Origin of the sequence: Paenibacillus sp. Soil766 (genome assembly GCF_001428105.1) — a bacterium.
Lineage (GTDB): Bacteria > Bacillota > Bacilli > Paenibacillales > NBRC-103111 > Paenibacillus_E.
This window is the reverse complement of the sequence record NZ_LMSJ01000016.1, coordinates 56,197-82,473: the sequence shown is the minus strand read 5'-3', so window position 1 is coordinate 82,473 and position 26,277 is coordinate 56,197. Positions and strand designations below refer to the sequence as shown.

17 protein-coding genes are annotated in these 26,277 nt (G+C 45.2%); 5 read left to right on the top strand and 12 right to left on the bottom strand.

Going from position 1 to position 26,277, the window contains the following annotated elements:
* Positions 1 to 7: 7 nt before the first annotated feature.
* The gene (locus ASG89_RS13710; RefSeq protein ID WP_235549754.1) at positions 8 to 1,327 is read right to left on the bottom strand and encodes an ABC transporter substrate-binding protein; all 1,320 of its coding nucleotides are present in this window, start codon (positions 1,325 to 1,327) and stop codon (positions 8 to 10) included.
* A 128-nt stretch (positions 1,328 to 1,455) separates the two neighbouring features.
* Here ASG89_RS13710 and ASG89_RS13705 point away from each other — a divergent pair, with 128 nt between their 5' ends.
* Together ASG89_RS13705 and ASG89_RS13700 are read left to right on the top strand one after the other, a co-directional pair.
* Positions 1,456 to 2,931 (top strand): sensor histidine kinase, encoded by a 1,476-nt coding sequence (locus ASG89_RS13705; protein ID WP_057311272.1) that lies wholly within the window; start codon positions 1,456 to 1,458, stop codon positions 2,929 to 2,931.
* Between the two features lie 36 nt (positions 2,932 to 2,967).
* A complete protein-coding gene (locus tag ASG89_RS13700) occupies positions 2,968 to 3,654 on the top strand; it encodes a response regulator transcription factor (protein WP_057311271.1) in 687 nt (228 codons plus the stop codon).
* A gap of 353 nt (positions 3,655 to 4,007) precedes the next feature.
* Here ASG89_RS13700 and ASG89_RS13695 read toward each other — a convergent pair whose 3' ends face one another.
* Positions 4,008 to 5,171, bottom strand: a complete 1,164-nt coding sequence (locus tag ASG89_RS13695; protein ID WP_057311270.1) for a serine hydrolase domain-containing protein — start codon at positions 5,169 to 5,171, stop codon at positions 4,008 to 4,010.
* A gap of 272 nt (positions 5,172 to 5,443) precedes the next feature.
* On the opposite strand from ASG89_RS13695, the gene katG reads away from it, so the two are divergent.
* On the top strand, positions 5,444 to 7,636 hold the full coding sequence (katG, locus tag ASG89_RS13690; protein WP_057311269.1) for a catalase/peroxidase HPI: 2,193 nt from the start codon (positions 5,444 to 5,446) through the stop codon (positions 7,634 to 7,636).
* Positions 7,637 to 7,795: 159 nt separating this feature from the next.
* Here the strand turns inward: katG and ASG89_RS13685 are convergent, their stop codons facing one another.
* A complete protein-coding gene (locus ASG89_RS13685; protein WP_235549753.1) occupies positions 7,796 to 8,710 on the bottom strand; it encodes a helix-turn-helix transcriptional regulator in 915 nt (304 codons plus the stop codon).
* Positions 8,711 to 8,824: 114 nt separating this feature from the next.
* On the opposite strand from ASG89_RS13685, the gene ASG89_RS13680 reads away from it, so the two are divergent.
* Together ASG89_RS13680 and ASG89_RS13675 are read left to right on the top strand one after the other, a co-directional pair.
* Complete coding sequence (locus ASG89_RS13680) at positions 8,825 to 9,718, top strand: sugar phosphate isomerase/epimerase family protein (protein WP_057311268.1); 894 nt, start codon at positions 8,825 to 8,827, stop codon at positions 9,716 to 9,718.
* 30 nt (positions 9,719 to 9,748) lie between these two features.
* Positions 9,749 to 10,780 (top strand): Gfo/Idh/MocA family protein, encoded by a 1,032-nt coding sequence (locus ASG89_RS13675; RefSeq protein ID WP_057311267.1) that lies wholly within the window; start codon positions 9,749 to 9,751, stop codon positions 10,778 to 10,780.
* Between the two features lie 426 nt (positions 10,781 to 11,206).
* On the opposite strand, the gene ASG89_RS13670 is transcribed toward ASG89_RS13675, so the two are convergent.
* The 9 genes from ASG89_RS13670 to ASG89_RS13630 form a co-directional block, all read right to left on the bottom strand.
* Positions 11,207 to 12,631 (bottom strand): LamG-like jellyroll fold domain-containing protein, encoded by a 1,425-nt coding sequence (locus ASG89_RS13670; protein ID WP_057311266.1) that lies wholly within the window; start codon positions 12,629 to 12,631, stop codon positions 11,207 to 11,209.
* A gap of 50 nt (positions 12,632 to 12,681) precedes the next feature.
* On the bottom strand, positions 12,682 to 15,576 hold the full coding sequence (locus tag ASG89_RS13665) for a fibronectin type III domain-containing protein (protein ID WP_082593157.1): 2,895 nt from the start codon (positions 15,574 to 15,576) through the stop codon (positions 12,682 to 12,684).
* Between the two features lie 87 nt (positions 15,577 to 15,663).
* Entirely contained in the window at positions 15,664 to 17,208 is a 1,545-nt protein-coding gene (locus ASG89_RS13660; RefSeq protein ID WP_057311264.1) for an extracellular solute-binding protein, read from the bottom strand.
* A 14-nt stretch (positions 17,209 to 17,222) separates the two neighbouring features.
* Positions 17,223 to 19,340, bottom strand: coding sequence for a hypothetical protein (locus ASG89_RS13655; RefSeq protein ID WP_057311263.1), 2,118 nt, complete (start codon positions 19,338 to 19,340; stop codon positions 17,223 to 17,225).
* 117 nt (positions 19,341 to 19,457) lie between these two features.
* On the bottom strand, positions 19,458 to 21,479 hold the full coding sequence (locus ASG89_RS13650; RefSeq protein ID WP_057311262.1) for an alpha-L-arabinofuranosidase C-terminal domain-containing protein: 2,022 nt from the start codon (positions 21,477 to 21,479) through the stop codon (positions 19,458 to 19,460).
* A 31-nt stretch (positions 21,480 to 21,510) separates the two neighbouring features.
* Positions 21,511 to 23,340: a sensor histidine kinase gene (locus tag ASG89_RS13645; protein WP_057311261.1), complete on the bottom strand. Its 1,830-nt coding sequence runs from the start codon at positions 23,338 to 23,340 to the stop codon at positions 21,511 to 21,513.
* Positions 23,337 to 24,350: a response regulator transcription factor gene (locus tag ASG89_RS13640; RefSeq protein ID WP_057311260.1), complete on the bottom strand. Its 1,014-nt coding sequence runs from the start codon at positions 24,348 to 24,350 to the stop codon at positions 23,337 to 23,339. Before ASG89_RS13640 ends, ASG89_RS13645 begins: the two co-directional genes overlap by 4 nt.
* Before the next feature lie 96 nt (positions 24,351 to 24,446).
* The gene (locus tag ASG89_RS13635) at positions 24,447 to 25,319 is read right to left on the bottom strand and encodes a carbohydrate ABC transporter permease (protein ID WP_057311259.1); all 873 of its coding nucleotides are present in this window, start codon (positions 25,317 to 25,319) and stop codon (positions 24,447 to 24,449) included.
* Positions 25,320 to 25,322: 3 nt separating this feature from the next.
* Entirely contained in the window at positions 25,323 to 26,273 is a 951-nt protein-coding gene (locus tag ASG89_RS13630; protein WP_057311258.1) for an ABC transporter permease, read from the bottom strand.
* Positions 26,274 to 26,277: the final 4 nt, after the last annotated feature.

The window sequence follows — 26,277 nt, the reverse complement described above, 5'->3', positions numbered from 1 at the left end:
CTATTCCTTATTTCTTGCCTGCTTTGAAATCCTTGGCATATTTATCTGCCCATTCGGAAGCAACGCGCTGACCGATCTTTTGAATCGCTTGATCGACGGTTTGAGCACCTGTTAAAGCCATTTCACCTTCTTGCTTGTAGACGCTGTTCACCAGAATGTTTTTTACACCAGGCAGCAACGGATATTCCGGATATTCCTTTTGTTCCACGAAATAATGAATGTTTTTAGGCTTCAAGCTGCCATCGCCAATATAAGTTTTGCGAATATCATCGTTGATATAGCCTGTAAGGAAGCCTTTGGCTGCGAATTGTTTCGCACCTTTCACACCAGTCATGAATTCAACCACTTTGAACGCTTCTTCTTTGTGTTTGGAGTTTTTACTGACCATCAAAGATACTGGAGTCGCCAAGCTTGTGTTAGCAGCTACGCCATCTGGATGCGGAACTGGTACTACGTCCCAATCAAAGCTTATTTTCTTTTCCGTTTCAGCTTGTCTGAGCTGCGCCACATGCCAATCCCCGATCAAATTCATCGCGATATTTCCTTTTTGGAAAGCAGCGTTGTAATGAGCGGACGTTGTAATCTGTTCAGCCCATCCCATGATCGAGCCGTCCTTTTCCATGTCCATACGGAATTGAAGACCTTTCTTGAAAGCGGATAAGTCTTTATCGATGATTGAAGCGCCCGTTTGAACGCCTTGCATATACCACGTTTGTGCCCATGGATGTACAAAGGCGCCATAAATCTTATTCGTGCCATCGCCTTTCGTCATCTTCTTCGCTAGGTCGCGGAAATCGTTCCATGTCATATCCGCTTTCGGATAAGCAACGCCGGCTTGATCGAACAACGTTTTGTTATAGAACAGCATCCAGTTGGATTTCCGATACGGAAGTCCGAACACTTTATCATTTACTTTTAACGCATCGTATAACGGACCGAATCCGGATACATCTACGTTTGCTTTTTTGACATAATCATCTAAGGGCTCTAAGATACCAGTATCCAAGAACACGTCCATCGTACCGCCAAACAAATCCATATTCTCTCCTGAGGACAGCTGCATACGAAGCTTCTCGTAATATTGCGCTTGTGGAATCGTTTCGAATTGTACTTGGATATTCGGGTTTTCTTTGCTAAATTCAGCATAAGCCGTTTTAAACGTTTCCAAATCGTCTGGAAGTACTGTTGCTTTCAAATTGACTTGTGCCGCTTTGGCATCCGGGGAAGTTGTACTTTTATCTCCCGTCGTTGTCCCAGCTGAGCCACATCCTGCAAGCAATCCCAACAGCAATGTGCCGGTCACACCAAGCTTCAAACTTTTTTTCATTGGACACTCACCCTTTTTTTGATATGATTTGTTTGCGTTTTCTTAATTTGAATTATACGTAGATGCCAAGGAGTCAGACAGATGAATGTTTTATTCCCCCTTTTGGCAGAAGAGAAGGAAGTGATCCCATGCTGTTCGTTACGCTTATCCTGCTTATTTTCACCATTTTATTCACATACAAAAAGCTAAATCATGCGTCAACCCGCTTCATGTACGGCATTATTGTCGGTTGGATACTTTCACTCGTCTCCTTCACGTTATACCTAAGTAAATTCAATTACTACTACAATGTCATTAACAGCTTCTTTGATTTTAGCCCTGGTACATGGAATTATTTGGTTCTGACCAAATTTAACCCCAATTGGCTCATTCGCATGCTGAACGTCGGTGTTGGATTGTTCTATTGCTCACTGCTTGGCTTTGCCATTGCTTTCACCCGCAGTCTTAGCCTTTCCAAGCAGCGGATCGTTTATGGCGGAATCTCCCTCTTTTTTATCATCGAGACGGCTTACTATGATCCCGCTTTCCATATTGCACTAAGCAATTGGATCGACAGCCTGCTGTTCTTGAACACAATCGAAATCGCCTTAATGAGCCTTCGATACCTCATACTTATTGTTGCTTTTGGCGTGCTCATCAACTATTATTTGAATTATCCGAAAATTAGATTTATCAAAAACTTAACACTCTATCATGTTATGCTCTTTATTCCGCTCGTCGTGATCCATTTATTTATTTTCTCATGGGCCCCGAAAGTATTGGTCAAGGAAACGTATTTGAAAGGATATTTCAACTATCTGCAGCCCCCCCTTGGCTATCAGTCGATCTTACTTCCTGTGTTTCCATTTGCTATTTATTTGACACTCATCTTGATGATTTACTTGGTATACAAATTCAACTCCATTGAGAATTACCGCAAAAACCGCGATATTCAAATTAATAAAAGCATCGACACGGCTACGCTCGGCACGCGCGCTTTTACACATGCCCTCAAGAATCATTTGATCGGCATTCAGTCCGAAGCGACCTATCTCAAAGAGCGCCATGAGGCGGACAGCGAGTCTTTATATAGTCTTGACCTCATCTTACAATCGTCGCAGTCGGCGCTCACTAGTATTAACGATGCTGCCGATAAATTAAAAAATATGAACCTGAATCTCCAGCCGATGTCCATCGATCTTCCGGTTGGGCAGGCTATTGCTCGGTTACGCGAACAAGCCATTGGCTGCCAAGTTGACTATTCGCCCGGCCTACTGCCCGCTACTAGCTATATTGATTCCGGTCATTTGACCGAAGCCATCTATAACCTGCTCCTCAATGCCAGCGAATCCCTGCAGTTCCGGGATGACGGCCGAATTGTAGTCGAGCGGAGTCAGCAGAACGGCTGGGCGCTCATCCGGATTTCCGACAATGGTTCTGGCGTTCCTGAAGAGCATTTGGAGGCGATTTTTGATCCTTTTTTTACTACGAAAGCTTCGGTAAACAATTGGGGGATCGGCTTATCCTACTGTCATAAGATCATTCTAGGCCACGATGGCAAGATTGTCGTAGAAAGCAAGAAAGACGTTGGAACGACCTTTACGGTGTTTCTGCCGATTATCTAAAGAGTTGGACAGCTGACGAAAGGGGAGAACTGCACAATGACACAACAACCTATCCGTATTCTTATCGCCGACGACATGGAAGCCCACCTCAGAAGGCTGGAAAGGACATTCGCCAAACATGATGATTTTGCCTGTGTAGCGCGTGCTTCATCGGGTCACGATGCCGTTATTCAAGCAGCCCTGCATCAACCGGATGTGATTCTCATGGATATCGAGATGGAATCCCAGTTTGCAGGCATTCAAGCGGCGAAAGTAATTAACGAAAAATACCCTGGAATGAAAATCATCGTACTCACCGTTCACAAGGATGAGAACTTCATTTTCGCGGCCTTTCAGACCGGGATCACCGACTATTTGCTTAAAAACGCTGCCGACATCGAGATCATGGAAGCTGTGCGCTCCGCCTTCATGAATGCTTCGCCTATCCGCCCCATGATCGCCGAGAAGATACGCGAAGAATTTGCACGTGTGAAGCGAGCGGAAAGCTCCCTTCTGAATATTATCCAGATCATATCGGAGCTTACGCCTAGCGAATTACAGGTCTTAAGGCTGCTATGCGAAGGCAAGAAACGTAAGCAAATTGCTGAAGAACGCTGCGTCGAGTACGAAACGATCAAGAAGCAAATCAATTCCATTCTCAAGAAATTTCAAATGCCCGAATCGGCGATGGTCATCCAAACGATTAACGATTTGCGTATTTTCGAGGTCATGAAGAAGCTTTAAGAATGAGGAGCGCCTCGAGGCGCTTTCTATGAGAGTAACCAGCTAACAGCCGATTGTCGATTGTGGCAGACATTGCATTAAATGGAAATAGTACAGCTATTTACTAAAGTTTTCCTCGAAAAGTCGATTTAGATGGAAAACATGTAGTTAATTCTGCCTCTTTTGTTCAGATTGGTTGATATGGTTACAATTTAACTGTAGATTTTCCATCTATCCTGCGTTTTCTCAGAAAATCGAGAGATTTAACTGTACAAAATCCATCTATTTGCCGGTAGCATAGAGGCTCGTTAAATAGTAAAAAAAAGAAGACCTAGTTGCTAGGTCTTCTTCCATATCTCGCTCAGTTCCCCCAATTAGCCCAATGCCCCGTAAATCACAGCCCGCAGTCGCGGGTGTATGAAGGGCTCCTGGCTCGGCAGCAATTGCTGCATATACACGACTGACAGCTCCTCCTTCGGATCGATCAAGAGGTACGACCCGGCTAGACCAGCCCAGCCAAATTCACCGATAGAGCCGTTGTTGCCACCAGCAGCCGGATCGATCATGACGCGAACGCCTAAACCATAGCCGTAACCACGCATTTGCTGCCAATTGAAATCCTTGAGCTGCTGCGGGCTTAAATGGTTAGTCGCCATCAATTGAACAGTCTTCGGACTAAGAAGCCGAACCCCTTCATGCTCCCCGCCTTTTGCGAGCAGCTGCGCAAACCGGCTATAATCCCCGATCGTCGAGAGCAGACCAGCTCCGCCGCTTTCATAGCGGCTTCCAGGTTGATAGTTAGCGTCTGTCTTCGTATTCGGTGTAAGCGCGCCGCCTTCTGGACGATCGTAGATGGTGCAGAGACGATCCCGCTTGTCTTCCGATATTCGGAAGGAAGTGTCCGTCATCCCTAACGGATCGAAAATTTCCTTTTGGAGAAACGCTCCAAATGTTTGTCCCGTCAGCACTGCAATCAATGCGGCCAGAACATCGTGACTGAAACCATACTTCCAGCGTGTACCAGGATCGAATTCCAGCGGGACGGATGCCAATTCGTTGGATAACGCCCGCATGTCCATCGTCTCTCTTTTAGCATTCTCCAGCATTGTACGGGTATGTCTTTCGGTTTCCGTACCATCTCCAGGATAGGTAAGCCCAGATGTCATTGTGAACAGATCCTTGATCAGGATCGGACCCGTCGCAGGAGATATAGACTTCGTACCATTGTTATCTCGGAATGTTTGTTGATTTTTGAACTCCGGCAGGTATTCCTCCAATGGATCGTTAAGCAGATAAAGCCCTTTCTCATACAGCATCAGTGCCGCTAAGCAAGTAATGACCTTCGTCATTGAATAAATCCGGTAGATCGTATCGGGCGTAATCGCCTTCTTCGTCTCCAAATCCGCATATCCAAGGGTTTCCTTATAGATTACTTCACCTCGCTGTACAACGGTACAGGCGCAGCCCGCCGGTCCCTTTTCCATAATACGTTTAAGAAGTGGAGTCAACCTTTCATCAAGTCGCTTACTTGGGTTCATTTTGCTATTCCCTCCTTGGAATGTTACCATATTTTTCATTCTAGCTGTTTTTGATTATTGCTACAATTCTAAGTTTTTAATAATTGCCACCAAGGTAATAATCAGGAATTCATTTTCATATAAAGCAATATAATTAAGTAAGACAACCATTATTAATACATGAATGACTTTGGTTTGTTCAAAAAATCATTGATTTTTTTCCAAAGTTCATTGTATATTAATTATAATTATTATTATCTAGAAATTAATTTAATTTGAATGGAGAGGTAGAAATGAACCCAATGGATACTGCTAACTCAGGAAAATGCCCGTTCTCTCATGGAAATGGAAGCGCTACAAGTCACAATTCTAGTGGTACGACGAATAAAACCTGGTGGCCCAACCAATTGAATTTGAACATTCTCCATCAACATGACCGAAAATCAAACCCGCTTGGCGACGATTTTGATTATGCCGAGGAATTCGGAAAATTAGACTACCCAGCGCTAAAACAAGATCTTCGTGATCTCATGACGAACAGCCAAGATTGGTGGCCAGCTGATTTTGGGCATTATGGTCCCTTCTTTATTCGAATGGCTTGGCACTCCGCAGGGACATATCGGACAGGTGATGGGCGCGGAGGTGCTGGAACTGGAAATCAGCGTTTTGCTCCACTGAACAGCTGGCCTGATAACGGCAACCTAGATAAAGCTCGTCGTCTCCTGTGGCCAATTAAGCAGAAGTATGGCAACAAAATCTCTTGGGCGGACTTATTCATTCTAACCGGTAATGTGGCGATTGAATCGATGGGCGGCCGAACATTTGGCTTCGGCGGCGGACGTGCGGATGTGTGGCACCCCGAAGAAGACATCTACTGGGGTGTAGAAACCGAGTGGCTGGGAGATAAGCGTTATACAGGTGATCGCGAGCTTGAGAATCCGCTTGCTGCCGTTCAGATGGGACTTATCTATGTGAACCCAGAAGGTCCGAACGGCAAGCCAGATCCACTTGCCAGTGCTCGCGACATCCGGGATACCTTTAAACGGATGGGTATGAACGATGAAGAGACGGTTGCCCTCGTAGCTGGCGGACATACATTCGGCAAAGCACACGGTGCTGGGGATGCGGCGCATGTAGGTGCAGAGCCGGAAGCAGCTGCTATCGAAGCACTTGGCTTAGGTTGGATCAGCACACACGGCTCCGGTAAAGGCCGCGATACCATCACAAGCGGAATTGAAGGAGCTTGGACAGCGAATCCAACACAGTGGGATAATGGTTTCTTCGAACTTCTGTTCGGATATGAATGGACACTTACGAAGAGCCCTGCAGGCGCACATCAGTGGACACCAGTCAATCCTGCTGCAGAGCATCTCGCACCAGACGCTGAAGATGCATCTATTCGTGTTAAGACCATCATGACTACTGCGGATATGGCCTTGCGCGTGGATCCGGCGTACGAGACAATTTCTCGTCGTTATTATGAGAATCCTGAAGAATTTGCAGATGCGTTTGCTCGTGCTTGGTTTAAACTCACGCACCGGGATATGGGACCTCTTGCCAGATATTTGGGACCAGAAGTGCCCGAAGAAGTTCTGATCTGGCAAGACGCTGTGCCAGCTGTTGCATACGCTTTAACAGACGCAGATGTTGAAGATATTAAAACAAAGATTCTGGCTTCGGGCCTTACAGTCAGTGAACTCGTAACTACGGCTTGGGCTTCAGCCAGCACCTTCAGGGGTACGGACATGCGAGGCGGTGCCAACGGTGCACGTATTCGGCTTGCCCCACAGAATGACTGGGAAGTGAATCAACCCGATCAACTGACCAGAGTGCTTACCATTCTTGAAGGCATACAAGAAGACCTAGATATTGAAGTCAGCCTCGCTGATTTGATTGTACTCGGCGGCAGCGCCGCGGTGGAAAAAGCCGCACGTGATGCAGGCTATCAAGTAACGGTTCCATTCACTCCTGGACGCGGTGATGCGACAGAAGAACAAACCGATGCAGAAAGCTTCGCAGTGCTAGAGCCGATCGCAGATGGTTTCCGCAATTATCAAAAGAAGCAATATCGTGTAAGCTCAGCAGAGCTTCTCATCGATAAAGCACACCTGCTCAACCTGACTGCACCTGAAATGACAGCCCTTGTTGGCGGCATGCGCGTTCTAGGTACGAACTTCGGCGGCACCAAACATGGCGTATTCACCGATCGAGTAGGTACGCTCACGAACGACTTCTTTGTTAACTTGCTCGATATGAGCGTGCAGTGGACCCCTGTAGGCCATGAAGTATTTGAAGGACGCGATCGCACGACGGGTAAAGTCATTCGCTCCGCAACGACAGTTGACCTCGTATTCGGTTCAAACTCCGTTCTGCGTGCCATTGCAGAGGTTTATGCGCAAGATGATAATAAAGAAAAGTTTGTCCGCGACTTCATAGCTTCGTGGGTCAAGGTAATGAATGCTGATCGTTACGATCTGAAAAAATAACGGAAGCGTCTCCCTTCGCTTTTATTAAGAATATGATGTAGAAGAGGCTGTTTCAAAAAGTCGAAATTGACTTTTGAGACAGCCCTTTTTCATTTCATTACTCTTCTCTTATCGTCCAAGCTGCATTTACAAGAGCAATTCCTTCTTATCACCTCTGGCTTACGAATCCGACTTGCCAAGGACTTTGCGAATATGTGAAGGGGCAATGCCCTTGTACTTTTTGAACAACTTCGTAAAATAATTCGGATTGCCGCATCCCAGAATCTCGGAAATTTCGGTTACCGTCAGGTCCGTTTCTTCAAGCAGCCTCTGCGCTTCATCCATCCGATGCAAGTTAACGAACTCGATAAAGGTTCGACCTGTCATCTTCTTAAACGTTTTGCAGAAGTGATAGGCATTCATGCAGACAATTTGCGCCGCTTCATCGATTGTGATTTTTGACGCGTAATGATTCTCGACATGTAGAATCAGCTTCTTGAAACGGGCGATATTATGCGAATAGGCCGCAGAGGTCTTCTTCAAGCGCCTATCCGGGAGGTATTTGCGTGAGAGCAAGGTAAAGAAATAATACAATTGGGACTGTACCGCGATCTCGTAGGCGAGCTCTTTACGCTCGAATTCATCTATTGCTCGTAGAATGACTTGACGCAAAGGTTCAATCCCTGGTTCATTACCTTCGTGTTTAATTGGGAAGGACACCTGGCCATCGAGTATCGGCGCGATAAATTGATTGTGAACTGGATTGGGAAATTGCGCGTTCAATAAGGTTGCATTAAAAACGATCGCCAAATACTCAACCCGTTCTTCCGTCAAGCTGTAACCAACATGAAGTCCTCCGGCCGGAACGATCAGGATGTCATGAGGAGAAACTTCGTAAGGCTGGCTGTCGATATGAAAAATGGCACTGCCCGTCATCATATAGATGATTTCGAAGTGTTCATGCCAATGCAGGCCCAAAATGCATCTATTCAGGGAACCTGCTGAAACCTGATTGCGAAATATATTAAGTGGAAAATGTCCATTCAGTAAGTTCGTATTCTCTTTAAGTTCCTGCGGGTAGGTGATGTCAATCAACTCCTATCACAATTTTGAGCTATAAATACACAAGATTAGATAGGGAAATCTCCATTATCTCCCCTTATAATTCAATATATCATACACAACAAGGACAATATAGGAGGAGAACTTATGATCAACAAGGATATCAGAATCGGTACGCTTGTCGGAGGATCCACAGCCGTTAAGGTGTTACCGCAAATTGTGACCCATGGTTTCGAATCGTTCGGGCTTACGTTCTGGCAAACGACGGGCACAACGGATTTAGTTGAACTTGCTAAACAAGTTCGTGAAATACTAGCTGAGCAAGATGCGGTTATCTCTACGCTTGGCATATTTGGGAATCCACTAACAGGTGCCGGGGATAATGCGGATACACTGGCAAGCTGGGAACGATTGATCGATCATGCACATCTGTTCGGCGCCGATATCGTCTCCGGCTTCACGGGAAGGATAACCGACAAGCCGATCGACGAATCGATTCCCAAGTTTAAGCATGTGTTCGGGGAATTATCCAAACGAGCCGCAGACAAAGGAGTGCGAATCGCTTTCGAGAACTGTGACATGGGCGGAACCTGGGTGAATGGAGATTGGAACATCGCCCACAACCCCACAGCTTGGGAAATGATGTTCAATGCCGTGCCAATGGATAATATAGGCCTGCAATGGGAACCTTGCCATCAGATGGTCAGCCTGATCGATCCTATTCCGCAGTTACGGAAGTGGGTGGACAAGATCTTTAACGTGCATGGCAAAGACGCTACCATCGCTTGGGACATCGTCAAGGAGTATGGCATACACGGGAAGAAACCGTTCGTATGGCACCGTACACCTGGATTCGGCGACAGCAATTGGTCGGATATCATTACAATACTTCGCCAAGGGGGCTACAAAGGATCCATCGATATCGAAGGTTGGCATGATCCTGTTTACCGTGATGAGCTGGAAATGACAGGTCAAGTTCATGGCTTGCACTATCTGAAGCGCTGCCGTGGCGGTAACTATGTACCAAATCCGGTTGAATAATAAAATGAAAGATATGGGAGGTTATCGTGTATGACATCATATAAAATCGCTGTTATTGGATGCGGCGGCATGGCTAACGCATGGATCGACTATGCACAAAAGCAACAGAATTGCACAATTGTAGCATTGGTAGATATTAATTTGGATTATGCCCAAGCGATGGCAGATAAGCACGAACTGAAATGCGGGGTGTACACCGATATGACCCAAGCCATAACGGAAAGCGGAGCCAACCTCGTCTTTGACGTGACGATACCCGCAAGCCATCACCAAGTCAGCACTACGGCTTTGCAGCTTGGTTGCAATGTGTTCGGCGAGAAACCGATGGCTGCCACTATGCAAGAGGCTCGGGATATCATCCGTGTGGCCGAACAGACGGGTAAATCCTTCTCCGTTATGCAGAATCGACGTTACAATACGAATATACGGGCATTCAGGAATATGATTACAAAGGGTAGCATCGGCAAAACAGGCTTTATCAGTGCTGACTTTTTTATCGGCGCGCATTTCGGCGGATTCCGCGACGCTATGGATAGTCCACTTATTCTGGATATGGCGATCCATACATTTGACCAAGCCCGCTATCTCAGCGGCGCCAATCCTATCTCCGTCTACTGCCACGAATTTAATCCAGCAGGTTCGTGGTATGCAGGTAACTCATCGGCTATTTGCATCTTTGAATTCTCCGACGGCTCGGTATTTAATTACCGGGGATCCTGGTCTGCCGAAGGGGCTTCCACTTCGTGGGAAGCCGCATGGCGCGTAATTGGGGAGCAAGGAACGATCATATGGGACGGAACCACCGCTCCCTATGCAGAAGTTGTTTCTCCAGGTGATCAAACTGGTAAGTTTATACGTGATTACACGGCAATTCAGGCTGAATGCAGCTGGAGCGGCAATGAAGGACATAGCGGTTGCTTAGATGAGATGTTCTCTGCGCTTAGAGAATCTCGTCCTGCCGAAACTGACGGACACGACAACATCCAGAGTATCGCTATGGTATTAGGCGCCCTTGAAAGCGCAAAATCAGGCCGTAAAATTGATCTTCGAGAATTCATATAGTAATAAAAAAGAGGCTATCCCAACTGACATCTCTGATGGAAAGGGAACTAGGATGCACTATTTACCGGTAAATGAACGAAATTGGTAGCTAAGGGGAACGACGGTGCGTTATTTAGCTCAAATACGCCAAATAGCGCGAAAATAAGGCAAATAGCGCATCTACGTTCCGCTTGGAGTTAATTTCAACCGATATCGGCAAAATAGCGTATCTACGTTCCCTTTGGGAACAATGTTGTGCACCAAGTGTTCAACTATCGGATTTCACAGTGGATTTGAAGTTGTTCACTCATTGGTCATGAACCAAAAAGAGGCCGTCTCACAAAGTCTACATAGACTTTTGAGACAGCCTCTTTCTGCTAACGTCCTTTTTTTCCAAACACTTCCATAGCAACCGATAATCCGGCACAATCTCCTACTTACACAGCTCTAAACCATCTGCTTCAGATCCTCTGCTTGCAGTGGAACCGAGTAAATACGCACATTTCGAATACACCCTTGCAGTGCAGCTTTGCCATCCCCATCACCAAAGGCATCTTTGCCAAATCGTCCACCATACCCACCGGCAGCATCATGATTGCTAACTAAGTTGATGTTCGCATGACCTTCCGCCACACAAGTCCCATTCAGATATAAACATAATGTTCCTTCTCCATAAGTAACTGCCGCTTGACTCCACTCATCCAAAGAAAGCAAGGCATGCTCACCAGCAATCTTAAGTTTCATCCCTTTCGCACAGACAATAGCCTCCAACAAACCATCTTGAATGCGCATTGAAAGACCATTGTCATGATCACCTTCATCGAATAAGACCTGTGTCCCCGTAATTGTAGTTGCAAGGAACTCCATTCTCACAGATTTCATAGTGAACGCTTCATGTAAGAAACCTTTGCTTTCTTCTGCAGCAATACGAACTGGCGAATAGGTAGGCGTTGGGTAATGTACGGATAACGCGTATTTCTCTATAAGCCGTTGCAGCTCTTTCTCGGAAATGGGAACCATCGTTGCATGTCGAGCACGGTAAGGGAACCGGATCTGACTCTCTGCTAATTCGGAGGACCACGTCTTCATATCAGAGGATTCCATGACGCCGAATTTACCATATGCCCAGTAGTCATAGTACAGTCGCCATTTCTTCACACCGTCGACCCATAAAAATTCTGGACCTTCTGTATAATCTGGCGTCTGAATACCGGGAATAACTTCATATGGCCCCTCTAGTTGGTTAGACACAGCCAAAAAGTTCATCGGTGGATGCGGATATTTGAGTGGTTCATATACGTAACTTTCATCCTTAATGGCCATATAATACTTACCTTCATGTTCGGCCAGGCTTGCATCGATCGTCTGGAACCCTGGATCATAGAACATGGAAGTTGGAGTGAACGTCTGCCAATCCTTAGTGCGTGTACAGTAATGCTTGCTGTTACTCAAATCATGTCCTGTGCTTGATGCCCAATAGATCAAAAACTCATCATGAATAGAATCATAGGAAAACTCAGGTGCCCAGCTATTCACCGTATCTGGAATATCCATCATCACAGGAAGTGTCCTCTCATCAGTCCACTGAATGAGATCCTCTGACGTTGCATAACCAATGTAAGGACCTCTCGGACGAATCGTATAGACGAGATGCCACTTCCCATCTGGCCCTCTTCCAATAAAAGGATCTCGCAAAATCCCTTCACCTACGCTGGACGTCCACACCGGTTTATTGTCATGAAGTTCATACCAACGCAAGCCATCTCTGCTATAAGCGTAGTGTAGTTCCTCAACTTTATGGGTTTGCCCCGGACCTGATCGAAAATAGCCCATAAGATAGGCATTATGATTGCATTTACTCGTTGTAAGCACTTCGGGAGTTCCCCTTCCTGAAAAATTTCCTGTTCAAGGCATTTTATCGATTAATTTTTGCGGAGTGTATTTGAATAGTGATAACTCGATCCATTATTGTTCTCTGCCGTAATCCGGTAGTAATACGTAGTACCGGAAGTTATCCCAGTGTCCGTAAACGTCGTGCCTGTCAAGCCGCTTTGGATGGCAGTGAAATTCGCATGCGGCTGGGTGCTGCGATACACGGTGTAGCTATCTGCATTTTTCCGATAAATCCGTGTCCAATTGTAATTGGCCTGCACATTTAGGGAATAGAGGCCAAACTTACCGCTTGTAAACGTACTATCCGTTACAGTAAACATTGGGCCAATTTGATTTAAAGAACACACAATTGTACTGCCATCTACTCGGATCGACATCAACAATTTGGATAAATCCAACGATGTGACTTTACTATCGGTTATTACTTGCTGGGTCGTTTTACTAATAAGCACAGTTTCTACACCGTTCTGTACCTTCACCAACTTAAATTTATCCTCATTGATGTTATAAACAAATTTATAATAGTTGTTATCATCCACATAACGTGCAACGACACCATAGGCATATGCCGATTTCCCCGAAGCCATAGCAACCTGCTCCACACTCGTTTCTCCTTCATAGTTGCCCGTTGCACTATTGCTGAAAATCGTTAATCCCGTCGCTGCTAGTGGTGATTGATAGAAATTAGCCCCTCTGCTTGTATCGGTATACACCAACCAGCTTCCTTTATTTTGTGTCCAATTATCAGCTACACCGTCTTCAAAATATTCATGATAGGTTTCCGTTCTAGTTGGTACCCAACTTAATCCAATTGCGGTCGCCGTCTCGCTTGTGATTTGAGCATCATGAGGGGCAAGTGGAAGTGTCCCTAGCGCTGTTGCCGTCATGACTGATGATGTGCTGCTTTCGCCTCTTCCGTTATACGCGGTAGCAACGAAATAATAAGTTGTTCCAGGTAGTAACCCCGTCACTAGCTGACCTACGTTGTTTCCTACATCAATTGTTGTTGTGTATGTGCCTAATACGGTTCCATATTTCACTTTGTACCCTGTTGCACCGGGTACACTTTGCCATTCTACCGCAATATTACCTGCCGTTTCCGCATAGGCGCGTCGAGCAAATGGAGCTGAGGGACTCGCCAGTAAAGTGCTCGTTTCACCCGATAACGCACTTTCCCCCGTAGCGTTATAGGCGGTTACACTGAAATAATACGTTACATTATTCGTAAGGCCTGTTACGTTTTTGGAGAGCACATTCCCAACATCAATAGTCGTTGTGTAATTACCAGACGTCGTCCCAACTTTTACTTTATAGCCAGTCGCATTCAAGCTTGGCTGCCATTTTAACATTACAGCCTGGTTATTTGCCTCGGTATTCATGAGTACTGGTGGTCTAGGAATGTCAGCTGTACTGACCCGCGTCCACTCCACCCTCATGACACTATAGGCAGGAACAACAACTGGATTTACGGTAGAACTGGTTTGGACGGTAACCAAGCTCGGGCTCTCCAAACTATTCTTGGTCAGTGGATCAGCTGCTGCTGTATACGTCTTGGTCATGGCTGCCGTGACATTACTGCCATTTACTTGAATGTTCACATCATGGGCATTAGCCGATTTATTCGTAATGACCATATAGTTTTTCCCGTTATCCCCTTTTATAGCTTGCGCAAAGAGTGCCGGCATCGTCCCACCTGTCTTGGTTACCGTATCACCTCCTGTCACTGTGGTTCCCCAAGCAACAGTTCCTTGATTAATGGCCCCATCCACGACTCGTAGAGAAGCGGCAGGCGTGCTGTAATAGGGATTGAAGGCCAAACTTGCCGTATCGACCTTAACGCCATCCTGAAAAGCATCCTCCAGCAAGCTGCCGTAATCGCTACCAGGTGTATATACACCATTCGTTAGTCGATAACCGGCCAGGTAGGAGATATTCGGATTCGTGACGAGGCGGAGAACGGATTCACTTACATAAATACCTCCATATTGGGTATTATCCAGAAGCCCTCCGAGTGACACGCCATGCTCTCCGATAAATATCTTCGGATTCGTTAAATTAGCGGTATAATTGTTAGCAATAAGTGTGTTCCAATTACTCAAATATCCATTAGCATCCGTCATAGCTGCCGATGCCGTCGTACCGCTGCTCCTGAAGCTGTGTGTCGTTATGGCATCCCAATATTTATTCGGGTAATTGTACACATCTTCATCAAAGCTTTGCACTTGCAAATTACTCATGGAAATGACCGTCTTTGCGCCCGGATAAGCGCTCTTGATGACGTCATTGAATGTCTTCACGCGGTCTAAGTAGTCAGTTCCTGTCTTGTAAACTGGCTGCTGATTACCACTTTCTTGGACATAGAAAGAAATTTCGTTTCCTAATTCGAAGTAGACGACAGGCACATGATTGTCATATAAGTATTTGGCAAGATCGCGTGCTTGTTCCGGATTGTACTGCAGCACATTCACCATAATAACGGCTTTGGCCCCTGTCTGCTGAAGGAAGTCTATGTAATCTGAAATGCGTTCATTCCCCTTAGCGATTTGGTATCTCTTCGCATAAAGTTGATTATAATAGCGGCGATCTTCTTTCTGAGCTTGCCCTGTAAATTCCGTATCCGTCAGCCCGAGTTTCCATGAAAAGCTATTCGTAGGCGTTCCACCAGGCCATCTTACAAAGCCAATTCGCCCATAATCAATTGCAGCACTTACAAAGTCTGGATCATTCATATTAATCCCTGTACGTTCAGGTTCATTGTTCAAGCCTCTGAAATCGGGGTTATACGTTGTAACACTGTTCGTATCGATATTGATAGTCGCCGTAGAATTAGCTGCTTGCGCAGGTGCAGGTGCAATGAAAGACTGTGAAAACGCGATCAAACCACTCAATACCAAACTCATGAAGCCTAAACGACTCTTCATCATAACATCTCCTTTTTGAATGAGGATGAGGTGAACGAGCACCAGACTAGGCGCACTTCCCTGAGATACGCCAGTCACGGTGACATCATCTTACTTGCGTTGCTTATAGATTTCGTTAATCTCTGTTGTTAATTGTTCACCTCCACTCTTTAACCATTCACTCACGGCTTTGTCAATCTCTTCAAGAGGTGCATCGCCTGCAATGACGCGGGACATCGAAGACATCCACTTCGTATTCATGGTAGTCAGGTTAATTTTCTTATAGGCTTGGGTTTCTGCTGCCAAGCCTAAGCCCACATTCGGCCAATCGTATTTATCGTTATTGTTCAGCCATTGTTCCACTTGTTTCACATAAACTTGGTCGTTATATTTATGAAGCTGGATCGCTTTATCAGCGCGACGGAAGAAATTGATCGAGAACAAACTTCCTGTCTCCTTCGTTTCTAGCTTGGTAAATGTTCCATCGGCATTTTTCTTATAATCAACACCTTCTACGCCTTCTTTCAATAGATCATAGCCTTCATCGGAAAGCATGTAATCAAGTAATTTGAGAATCCGCTGCTGCTTCTTAGGATCTGTATTTTTATTAATAACAACTTTCGTTTGTCCCATGCCATCCGTTTGTGTTGCGCGAATTCCCGTTGGGCCTGCTGGCGGCATCAGTTGAACAAGCTCAGCTTGCGGTGCATTTTTCTTGATATTAGGAATATCCAGACGAATCACTTCGTTCGGGTTCACAAGGTGAATACCGGATTGGCCGTTCCATAGTTTATTTCTCGCATCAGCTGTTTTCATGACCAAGAAGTTCTTATCGAGCACCCCTTCCGCATAAGCTTTCCGCAGAAAGCCGATGAAGCTCTTGAGTTCTTCGGTTTGCGCTTGCATGGCCATGAGCTTTCCATCTTTTAAAGCCCATTCATTGCCAAGCCCGAAGGCCCCCATGAGAGGAGCAGCATTCCCAAATGTACCATTGGAATTCACAAGTACAGAGAAACCAGTCGTATCGGCTTTACCGTTCCCATCGGGATCTTTGGTAGCAAATGCTTTCGCAACTTCATAGAATTGATCAATCGTATCAGGCATCTTCAGATTAAGTTTGTCTAGCCAATCCTTACGGATCGACATGGAGAACAGGTGGGGAATGCTATAATAGGGAATTCCGAAATACGAGTTCTTATTGTTTAGTTCTGCCCATGCGCTCTCGGGGAGTTGTTTAGTTAGATTCGAATATATACTAAGAAAAGGCTTCACATCCAGAAATACACCTTTGTCACGCCATTTCATGTAATCCTCGGTGGCTATGCGATATACATCTGGCAAACTGTTTGAAGCCGCCAATACACTAATTTTATCATTATAGCTCGCACCAGGAATCCACTGGATATCCAGTTTAATGTTCAGCTTCTCATTCAATTTCTTAACGAGTGGCGAGTCACTCGAAGGCCCAATCTCGGCATATTGGGGAACCATCAACGATATGTTCATAAGCTCTTTGCCATCATCCGAATTAGCGGCGGCTGTAGGCGCTGGTGTAGAGGTAGAAGCGGAATTCGTAGCTCCCTTATCTGTCGAACATGCGGCAAGGCTGCTTACAGAGAGCATGAGCGTAAGGCTTAGTACAACTGTTTTCTTCACTTCAAATCCCCCTCTTATTTGTGTACTAGTCGAAATGAAATTCTTGCCACAGAGCCTGCTGGCAAAAGCAAAGATGCCGAATCGCCATCATCGTACGTTAGCTGAGTCTCAACTAGATGATACCCTCTCTGCTCATACCAATCGGTATGGCGCATAAACGGTGAATCGCCGTATTGCAGCAGAACAGAAGTTTCGGACTTATCACGAGCCCATGCCCCCTGCAGCTCCACCTTATGGGCTTCCTTCATATCTCGGTTGACAACAAAAAGTATCATTTCATCGTTGCCTTCCGATAGGATTGCCGCTGCATCCACATGGGCGACCCCCGCCATAGGTCGGATTCGTACCCATGTTTGTGGTATGTCAAAGGTTGTTCCTTCCGTTTGAAGCTCTAGCTTACGCCACTTGGTATCCGTTCTCAGAAACGGCTCTGCGTAAAATCTGGACGTATCGTTCCCTGGATTAACAGGTCTCATATCGACGGGATACGCACGATAATACAGGGTGTTATCTCTTTGGTACGCATATTTGACGCTGTCCCCTTGACGAATGAACGTATTGAACATGCCAGCTACATAGCACGCATGAGCCATCGTTTCGTACTCGGCTTTGGGCCAATTAGCATCCGTTTCCGGTTCCAAATTCCATTCACCAATTTCAAGAGCTAAGGGTTCAATGCCATATCCGCTTGCTAGCTCTTTCAACTCTTGGATAAGTACTTCATATTGAGAAGGATACGACACTAAGACTTGATTATAAAAGCTAGGATCTGCTTCATTGCTAACTAACCAATCCTTACGCAGCCCTTCGTCCCTTATCCCTCTCGTGTATTGATGAATATCAAGCCCATCCACATAATCTTTGCCTGCGAGCGCAAACAATCGTTTGTTCCAGATCGGCGGTTGACCTGGAATTTCTGAGAAATCTACATACATAGGATCCTCGCCTGCGATAATAATAGTAATGCTTGGATCCAATTTTTTCATTTGCGTATAGTAGGTTTGGATTCGCTTTGCGAAATCAATCGAGTTGGTATAACCGAATTGATAGTCACCATAACTCTCATTGCCAACCTGCCAAAGCTTCACTCCCCACGGCTGCGGATAACCATGTTCTGCTCGCAAGCGTCCCATTGGCGTCGAAGCATCGCCATTCACGTATTCCACCCATTCCGCTGCTAATTCAGGAGGCAGATCATAACTGAAGCCAATGTTCATGAGAGGCTCAGCCCCGATTAGTTGGCAAAAGCGCAAGAATTCGTTCGTCCCGAAATAATTAGGCTCCAGCCCGCCCCAATTCTGATTATCTCGAACAGGTCGATGCAACCAAGGTCCTATGCCATCTTTCCAGTTGTATTCATTCGCGTAGTTCCCTCCCCATCGAATGGAAGTGACATGATAGCGCTTTAACAAATCGATCGTCGTTGGATTATATAAACCTTCAACTGCATCTCCCGACATCAGCATAACCCAATCCAGATCTACGAAGCTGGCTTCTGCTGTATCAGCGATGATGAATAGCCTGTATTCACCGAACGGTGAAGCATCATAACGGGATGAAGTCATACGATCCAGCGTCAACTCAACCTCATATCGGTCCCAGTCTTGTGTCAACAGAATCCTTGTATCGATCCGGATATCACCCGTTTTATCTTCAATCCCAACTTGCAGGTGCGTTCTCGAACCTATTGCCCGACCGTACAACTGCAAACGGTATGTCAGTGTTCGCTCATCGGCAAGCGTAATGCGTTGCGCAATCCCTTTGCTTGTCGTACCCCCTTCGAGCTTAATTCTCTGGAACGTCTTCCATCCTTGCTTGCCATGTACACCGCCTTGCAATTGCTCATAAGCATCGGTAACGTCTCCGACAGGCTCCCACGGGTAAGCTAAACCCGTTGTAGGCTCGACGTCTCTGTACATAATCTCGGTACGCATGGTCCATGGCAAATTCGTGCCATCCTTCTTCCGCTTTGAGAACCAATGCTCAAACGAGCCGTTAGCTACGCAATCATCAATAATACCTGGATACGTATCTCTGCCATTCGTTTCAAAAAACTTGCCGAAAATCCGTTTATCGATGTACCATTGACTTACTTTCTCTGGAGCTGATTGAATGTCTATGTGTATTCCCACAGCTGCCCCTCCTCTTATCGTACTTTTTCTTCTAAAGCAGGTTTCGATCTCACATATTCAGTATGCATGGAAAACAATTATTTATCGTTACACAGAATCTCTAAAACTTATCCGATTTCATTCGAATGTTTGAAGCTCTACTTCCATCACATAAATGGCATGCGGTTGAAGTGTAGATTGCCACGTTGCACCCATAAGCAGAGTATGTTCAACCCGCGCTTGCAGGGTATTCGGTTCAAATACCGTATTAAACGCCTCGTAATCCGAGCCTGAAATAACCGACACCCGCACCTCCGCCTTCGGTTCCCAAGCTGTTAGATGACAAGAAACAGGCATTTCCTTCAAGCTTCGATTCACAATAAACAGCGTCAACTTATCCAATTTCGCAGAAACTCCTGCAACGACATCTAACTCTGGCAGCTGTTTCAAGTAAAGGTCTAACTTCGATGGTCCCGCATTATAGGTAGAGCAATCGACCTCTACCTCCACTAGACGGTCTATTTGGCAATTCGCATATAAACGCAATAGATGATAAGTTGCTGTCCCGAATATAAGGTGATTCTTCCCGCTCCAACCTGGCTTCTTCATTCGTTCGTAGGCATCACCAACGCGAATGCAGCCACCAACCCATCCATTCACAAGATCTGAGAAATTCGCAATGTGTACAAGATGGCTTTGCCGCATCATTTCGTTCATCATGCACGCATTGGCAACTGCTGCTTCTAGCGTGTTATTGTTGGGTAAATCAGGGTTCGGGAAGTACATCGTATTCCATTCTGTAACTGCAATTTTCAAATGCGCCAACTCATCGCTGCTTCGAATCAAGCTTTCAACTTCCCCAAACAAGGATCTTGCCAATTCGGGAAAAGCAGTAATCGCTTTAAATCTTGTTTCAGATGGTGTTCGAGCATCAATAGGAAAGAAATTCTGACCTTGATAGATATGCAGCGTAAAGAAATCCATTTCCTTGCCTGCCCGTGTCAGTACCTTCTGATTCCAGCCAGGCACCAATGAATCTCTCGCTGTCCCACATCCCAATAATTGAATGGAAGCGTCTTTGGCTTTCATGGCTCTAGCATAAAGGACATACATGTCGGCATAATGCTCTGCTGTACATACCCCAGCTTGCCAAGGGCCGTACATTTCGTTGCCGACTTCCCAATACTTCACACCATAAGGTTCAGGGAATCCATGGCTTCCCCGCAATGCCCCCATTGTCGTCGCCAGATCCCCATTGCAATACTCCACCCAGTCCGCAGCTTCCTCCGGCGTTCCCGTTCCCATGTTGACACAGATCTGAGGCTCCACCCCCAATTGCTTGCATAGTGCGATGAATTCATTCGTACCAAAATATTTATGGACGTGTCCCGCTTGTTCCCATGCTTCATTGATATAATTAGGCCGTAAATAGGTTGGTCCTACAAAATCCTCCCAATGATACAAGCTAATATAATTACCACCCAAACGCATAATCCCGCTATTTAAATCTTTCGCCATATGGTAAACATCTCTCTTCAACAAGCCTGTCGTTTGTGAAGCTTGATAGGGAAGAAGTGAAATATGATCGAACCAAATCATCCCCGTCGAAACGGAATCCTCCCATTCCTGAGATGGTCGTGGAACAGCCCATATTTGCAGCTCAGCCGTAGAAGTGGCGTATGAAACGCTTATTTCACACTCCAATTCTTTCCATCTATGTTCGGTAATCTCAAGCTGTGTTTCACTTAGCACCATACCATTCAATTGATCAACAATTCGCACTAACACATGATGAATTTCATTTGTCGCTCGTGCATATAGTCGGAGCGTATGCAGACCGCCTTCTATTTGAATATGTTGGCCAATGCCTGACATCCCCCGATCTTTATTCCATATGCGTATCTTTTGACTATGGCCGCTATGCCCTCTTGCTGCTGGCTCTATGGCATATTGCGTATGCTTCCCGTCATGGATAGGAAACCACGAACCTGATACGCCATCCTGGTTCGTGTCTTCTTCTTCAAAATCCATATTGCGAACGGGGTATGCCAACATTGCTGTCATATGATCATCAATATCCTCAATAAAATGACCAAATAAATAGGGACTTACCGTGTGACTTGAGAGCTTTCTTTCAACGTTAATTAGCGCTTCTTTCATACCCTTCACTCCTTTATGGGGTGCTGTGCTCTTAAAGAACAGGTATGCGGATTGAAACGACAGTTCCTCTGTTTTCAAATGACGTTATCGTCAATCCATAGGCCGGACCGTATTGCAAGACTAATCGCGCCTGAACATTCACGATGCCTAGTGATTCACTTTTGATTAGCGTCTCGTTTGCTTGAGTTACAATCCCATTCAACCGCTCCTGTAATTCTTTCAGTTTATTTTCTTCAATGCCATTGCCATTGTCAGCGATTTCAACGATGAGATCATTGGCCTCCTGATAAGCGTTAATAATAACCGTTCCGTTTCCGCTCTTCGGTTCAACTGCGTACTTAATCGCATTTTCAATAATCGGCTGCAGCGAGCATTTTACGATCCGTACATCGAGATATTTCTCGTGTATATAAAAGCGACTTTGAAAGTTTTTGGGAAATCTAATTTTGATAATTTCCAGGTATTTTTCTAATTGATTTATTTCTTCTCTTAGCGTTACAATCGGCTCAATAATGGAGGCGGTGTAGCGATAATAGTCTCCTAAATTTTTGGCAATAACTTGTATCCGCTCATTTTTCTCGATATAAGCTAAGCTGTTAATAATCTCCAGCGTATTGTATAGAAGATGCGGATTAATTTGATTTTGCAGCGCTTGAATCATCGCTTCTTTCTGCCTCAGCTGAATGTGCATTTCATTGACTTTCATGGAACTGACGGTTTCAATAAGCCCAAGAAGCTGATCTGTCATCCGGTTATAGCTGCGGCTCAACAATTGGATTTCATCTTTACCAGGTAACACCTGTGCGCGTACATCTAAATTCCCTTTCTCCACGTGCTCCATCAGCTGCTTAAGTTGCCGAACTGGACGAATAAACCATTGCGCCACTAGCGGTACGAGCACTAGCACGAAGGCAGCAAGAATGAGCATCGCAGCAAGCATGGCTTTTCTAGCCACCGTAATACCGCTCGCCATCTCCTCAAATGGTACCATCGCCACAAGCTTCCATTCCGTTAACTCCGAATAATTGGCGGCTACAAGCATTTCAGTTCCCCGAAGCTCCTGGACCGAAGAAGATCTGAGCAAGTCCAAGGGAGCTAATTCAGTTCGCTCGATCGGCTTCCCAATCCACTCCGAATTCGGGTGATAGACAATCGTGCCATCGTTAGCCAAAATGAAAAAGTACCCCTTCTTAGCTAAAGAAGATCGCACAATCGTTTTCTCAAGTTCACTAATGCGCAAATTGATGACGAGCCTTCCTCCAAGTTTCATCGTATCTGTTGCGAAAATAGGAACGAGTAAGGAAATCACATTCTTACCTGTGACTTGGGAACGATGGGTTGGAAGCACCTTAAGCGTACTGCTCATCGGCATGGCAAACCATGGCTCATTCAGATAAGCTTTAGAAGCCTCATCGAAACGCTGTACATTGGAGACAATCCGTCCGCTTTGGGACATAAGGAACATACTGTCAACCTCGCTATAATTGAGGGCGACATAATTATTCAGCACATCCTCCAAGTCTGCTAGTTGAGCAGGCGTACTCGGAGTCTCGTTTACAAGCCAATTCTGAACAATCCCCATATTCCCCAACTCACTGTTAAACTCATTGCGCTTAGGCAAAGGTCCAGCCAACAGTGATGAAACCGATATTTTCATTTGTTGTATATAGAGATCAATTTGACGATTTAAGCGGTAGGAAGCATCATCTGCGAACTGATAGAAATCATTTCTCGCCGCTTTAGCATAAAAATATTGGGAAAACGTCCCCATTAATAGAATGGTTGTCAACGTTGCCGTCAGGAGGATGACGATCAACTTGGCTTTGATCGAATAGCGGCTGAACCACATCCCCCATCTCATAAGCCGAGACTCTTTCGATATTCATTCGGCGTCAGCGCAGCCACTTGTTTGAAAACCCGGTTGAAGTAAGGCAGCGAGGCAAATCCAACCTCATCGGCAATTTCATAAATTTTCATATCTGTGTTTCGTAAATATTCCATCGATTTATCAATTCGGATTTGATTGACGTAGTTCACAAAACTTTTCCCCGTATACTGTTTAATCAGTACACCAAAATAGGACGTGCTTAAATTGGTATAATCAGACATCTGCTTCAAGGTTAAGTCTTCCTGTAGATGTGTCTGAATATAGGTAATCGCTTTTTTGATAACTAAGCGCATATTGTTATTGGCAAACTGCGGATACCGGCGTATCCACTCATGCAGAATCGTATGAAACACCTGACGCACTTGCATTTCGTTGAGGTCTTCTGGCATGGATACTTCTTCGAAGGTTGGATAAATAACTTTCACATATTCGACGAGTTTTCCTAGAAAAATGCGGAGATAACTTGTCTTAGCACCGTGATCCAACCTCCGATTCCCCAGGATCGCCCCCAACACTCGGTTCGCTTGCTCAAACAACGTCACAGGATTCCCTTCGTGTAAGCGATCAACAAAGATCTGAATGTCTTGCAGCAGTTGATTCGATTCGGCGAATGTTTCCAATCGACTCACCGAGCGTGATAAAGCTAAATGCAGCTCCATCTCAGATATAGGCTTCAATAAATATTCAGAAACATGCAAACGGATCGCGTTCTGCGCATAGGAAAAGCTATCATGTCCACTGATAATAATAGAAACAACAGGCAGCCGCATTTGTCGAATACGCTGAATCAGTTCAAGTCCATCCTTGTCAGGCATTTGAATATCGGTAATGACAACTGTTGGCCAGAGTTCTTGAAGAAGTCGCCAACCCTCCTCACAGCTGGAAGCCTCACCTGTCACTTTAAAGCCATCCAATTGACCAACCATTTCTACAATAGCATCTCTAATTAACAGCTCATCTTCTACAACGAGAACATGGTACATACTCATCTTCCCCCTATACCCTCATGGATGTGATTACTTCAACCATACAATAGGAAGAACGTATTTGAACAGTAAATACTTGGCCATTGGCCACGATTACCCTTTGACAGACCCCATCATCATACCTTTGCTAAAATACTTCTGCATAAAAGGATACACGAGTAACAGCGGTGTTGCAGTTAGTAGAATCGCGGCATGCCGGACAGCAGGCGAATATTCATAGCCACTCTCGGTCACCACCAACCCTAATTCGGCAGCATTCACAATCAGTACCTGACGTAGGAAAACCTGAAGCGGATAGGCTTTGATATCGTTTAGATACAAGACCGCTTGGAAGTACGTATTCCAATTGGCTACGGTATAGAAAAGGGTGAATGTTACGATGACAGGTAAGGAAATCGGCAGAATCACGCGCCATAAAATTTTAAATTCCCCACATCCATCAATCCGAGCAGATTCCTTGATCTCACTTGGCAACGTTTGAAAAAAGCTTCGCATCACAATCATATTAAATGGAGCAATCGCATTCACGAGCCAGATCGACCAGTACGAATTAATCAATCCAAGCTTATTCACAACTAAATAAGTAGGAATCATGCCTCCGTGAAACAACATGGTGAACAGGACCATAAAGTTAATGGCCGTTCTGCCTCTTACACCTGGCTGAGACAATCCGTATGCCATCAAGATAGAGAGGGTCATATTAATGATGGTCCCAAACACCGTCAAAGTAACCGCATTCTTGAACGCACCTGTAAACTGATCATTATCTAACAGAAACCGATACGCTTCTAATGTCCACACTTCCGGCCATAGCACCACACCTTTCAGAAGCAACTCTTTGCTGGTTGCAAAGGAGCTAAAGATTGTAAACAGGAAGGGCACCACAACAACCAAAGCCAAACCTAGTAAAATTAAGATAACCACCGTATTAAAAACCTGGTCCTTCCATACTTGCGCCGACTTCATCGTCTAGTACACCCCTTCCTCACCAAACTTGCGAGCTAAGCGATTCGCTCCCAGTACAAGTACGAGTCCTACAATAGATTTAAACATGCCAACAACTGCTGAATAGCTGTAATCTCGCTGTAGAATTCCGGTCCGATACACATAGGTATCAAAGACGTCAGATACATTCACATTCAATGGATTTTGCAGCAAATAAATATGCTCAAAGCCGATATCCATAAAATTCCCTAGTCGTAAAATAAACAGGACGATCACCACATATCGAATACCTGGCAAGGTGATATGCCAAATCTGCCGAAACCGCCCAGCACCATCCACCTTCGCTGCTTCATATAAGGCAGGATCAATTGAGGCCATCGTTGCTAGATACAAAATGGAACCCCATCCCATCCCTTGCCATATATTTTGGAGAAGCCACATCGGGCGAAGCCATTCTGCTTTAGTGAACAGCTCGATTTTACCGAACCCCGCAGATTGCAGCCATTGATTTATAACGCCATCTTGCGATGAAAATAATGTCATGGTAATCGATACAATCACAACCCATGAGATAAAATGAGGTGCGTACATAATTGTTTGCACGACATTTCGGATCGATTTCAATCTTGCTTCATTGAGAAGGAGTGCCAGTAGGATAGGCGCAGGAAAGAAAAAAAGGATATCCATACCAGCAAATAAAAACGTATTTTTTAAAAGCATAGGAAAATCATGTTCTGTAAATAAACGCTTAAAATTATCAAAACCAACCCACTGACTTTTCATAATCCCTACAAACGGGTCATAACGCTGAAAGGAAATCAACAACCCAAACATGGGAATGTATTTGAATATTAAAAAATAAAGCAAGCCCGGTGCAATCATGGCATAGAAAGGAAGATGGTCAATCCTCCATCGTTTCTTCCCCTTCCTGAGTTTAAACGCCGTAGCTTTGGGTGATGTCAATGCATTCCTCATGATT

Bases quoted from the DNA above. Each gene is read 5' to 3' on its own strand.
- ASG89_RS13710 (WP_235549754.1), bottom strand. From the start codon at position 1,327: ATGAAAAAAAGTTTGAAGCTTGGTGTGACCGGCACATTGCTGTTGGGA.
- ASG89_RS13705 (WP_057311272.1), top strand. From the start codon at position 1,456: ATGCTGTTCGTTACGCTTATCCTGCTTATTTTCACCATTTTATTCACA.
- ASG89_RS13700 (WP_057311271.1), top strand. From the start codon at position 2,968: ATGACACAACAACCTATCCGTATTCTTATCGCCGACGACATGGAAGCC.
- ASG89_RS13695 (WP_057311270.1), bottom strand. From the start codon at position 5,171: ATGAACCCAAGTAAGCGACTTGATGAAAGGTTGACTCCACTTCTTAAA.
- katG (WP_057311269.1), top strand. From the start codon at position 5,444: ATGAACCCAATGGATACTGCTAACTCAGGAAAATGCCCGTTCTCTCAT.
- ASG89_RS13680 (WP_057311268.1), top strand. From the start codon at position 8,825: ATGATCAACAAGGATATCAGAATCGGTACGCTTGTCGGAGGATCCACA.
- ASG89_RS13675 (WP_057311267.1), top strand. From the start codon at position 9,749: ATGACATCATATAAAATCGCTGTTATTGGATGCGGCGGCATGGCTAAC.
- ASG89_RS13665 (WP_082593157.1), bottom strand. From the start codon at position 15,576: ATGATGAAGAGTCGTTTAGGCTTCATGAGTTTGGTATTGAGTGGTTTG.
- ASG89_RS13650 (WP_057311262.1), bottom strand. From the start codon at position 21,479: ATGAAAGAAGCGCTAATTAACGTTGAAAGAAAGCTCTCAAGTCACACG.
- ASG89_RS13645 (WP_057311261.1), bottom strand. From the start codon at position 23,340: ATGAGATGGGGGATGTGGTTCAGCCGCTATTCGATCAAAGCCAAGTTG.
- ASG89_RS13640 (WP_057311260.1), bottom strand. From the start codon at position 24,350: ATGTACCATGTTCTCGTTGTAGAAGATGAGCTGTTAATTAGAGATGCT.
- ASG89_RS13635 (WP_057311259.1), bottom strand. From the start codon at position 25,319: ATGAAGTCGGCGCAAGTATGGAAGGACCAGGTTTTTAATACGGTGGTT.
- ASG89_RS13630 (WP_057311258.1), bottom strand. From the start codon at position 26,273: ATGAGGAATGCATTGACATCACCCAAAGCTACGGCGTTTAAACTCAGG.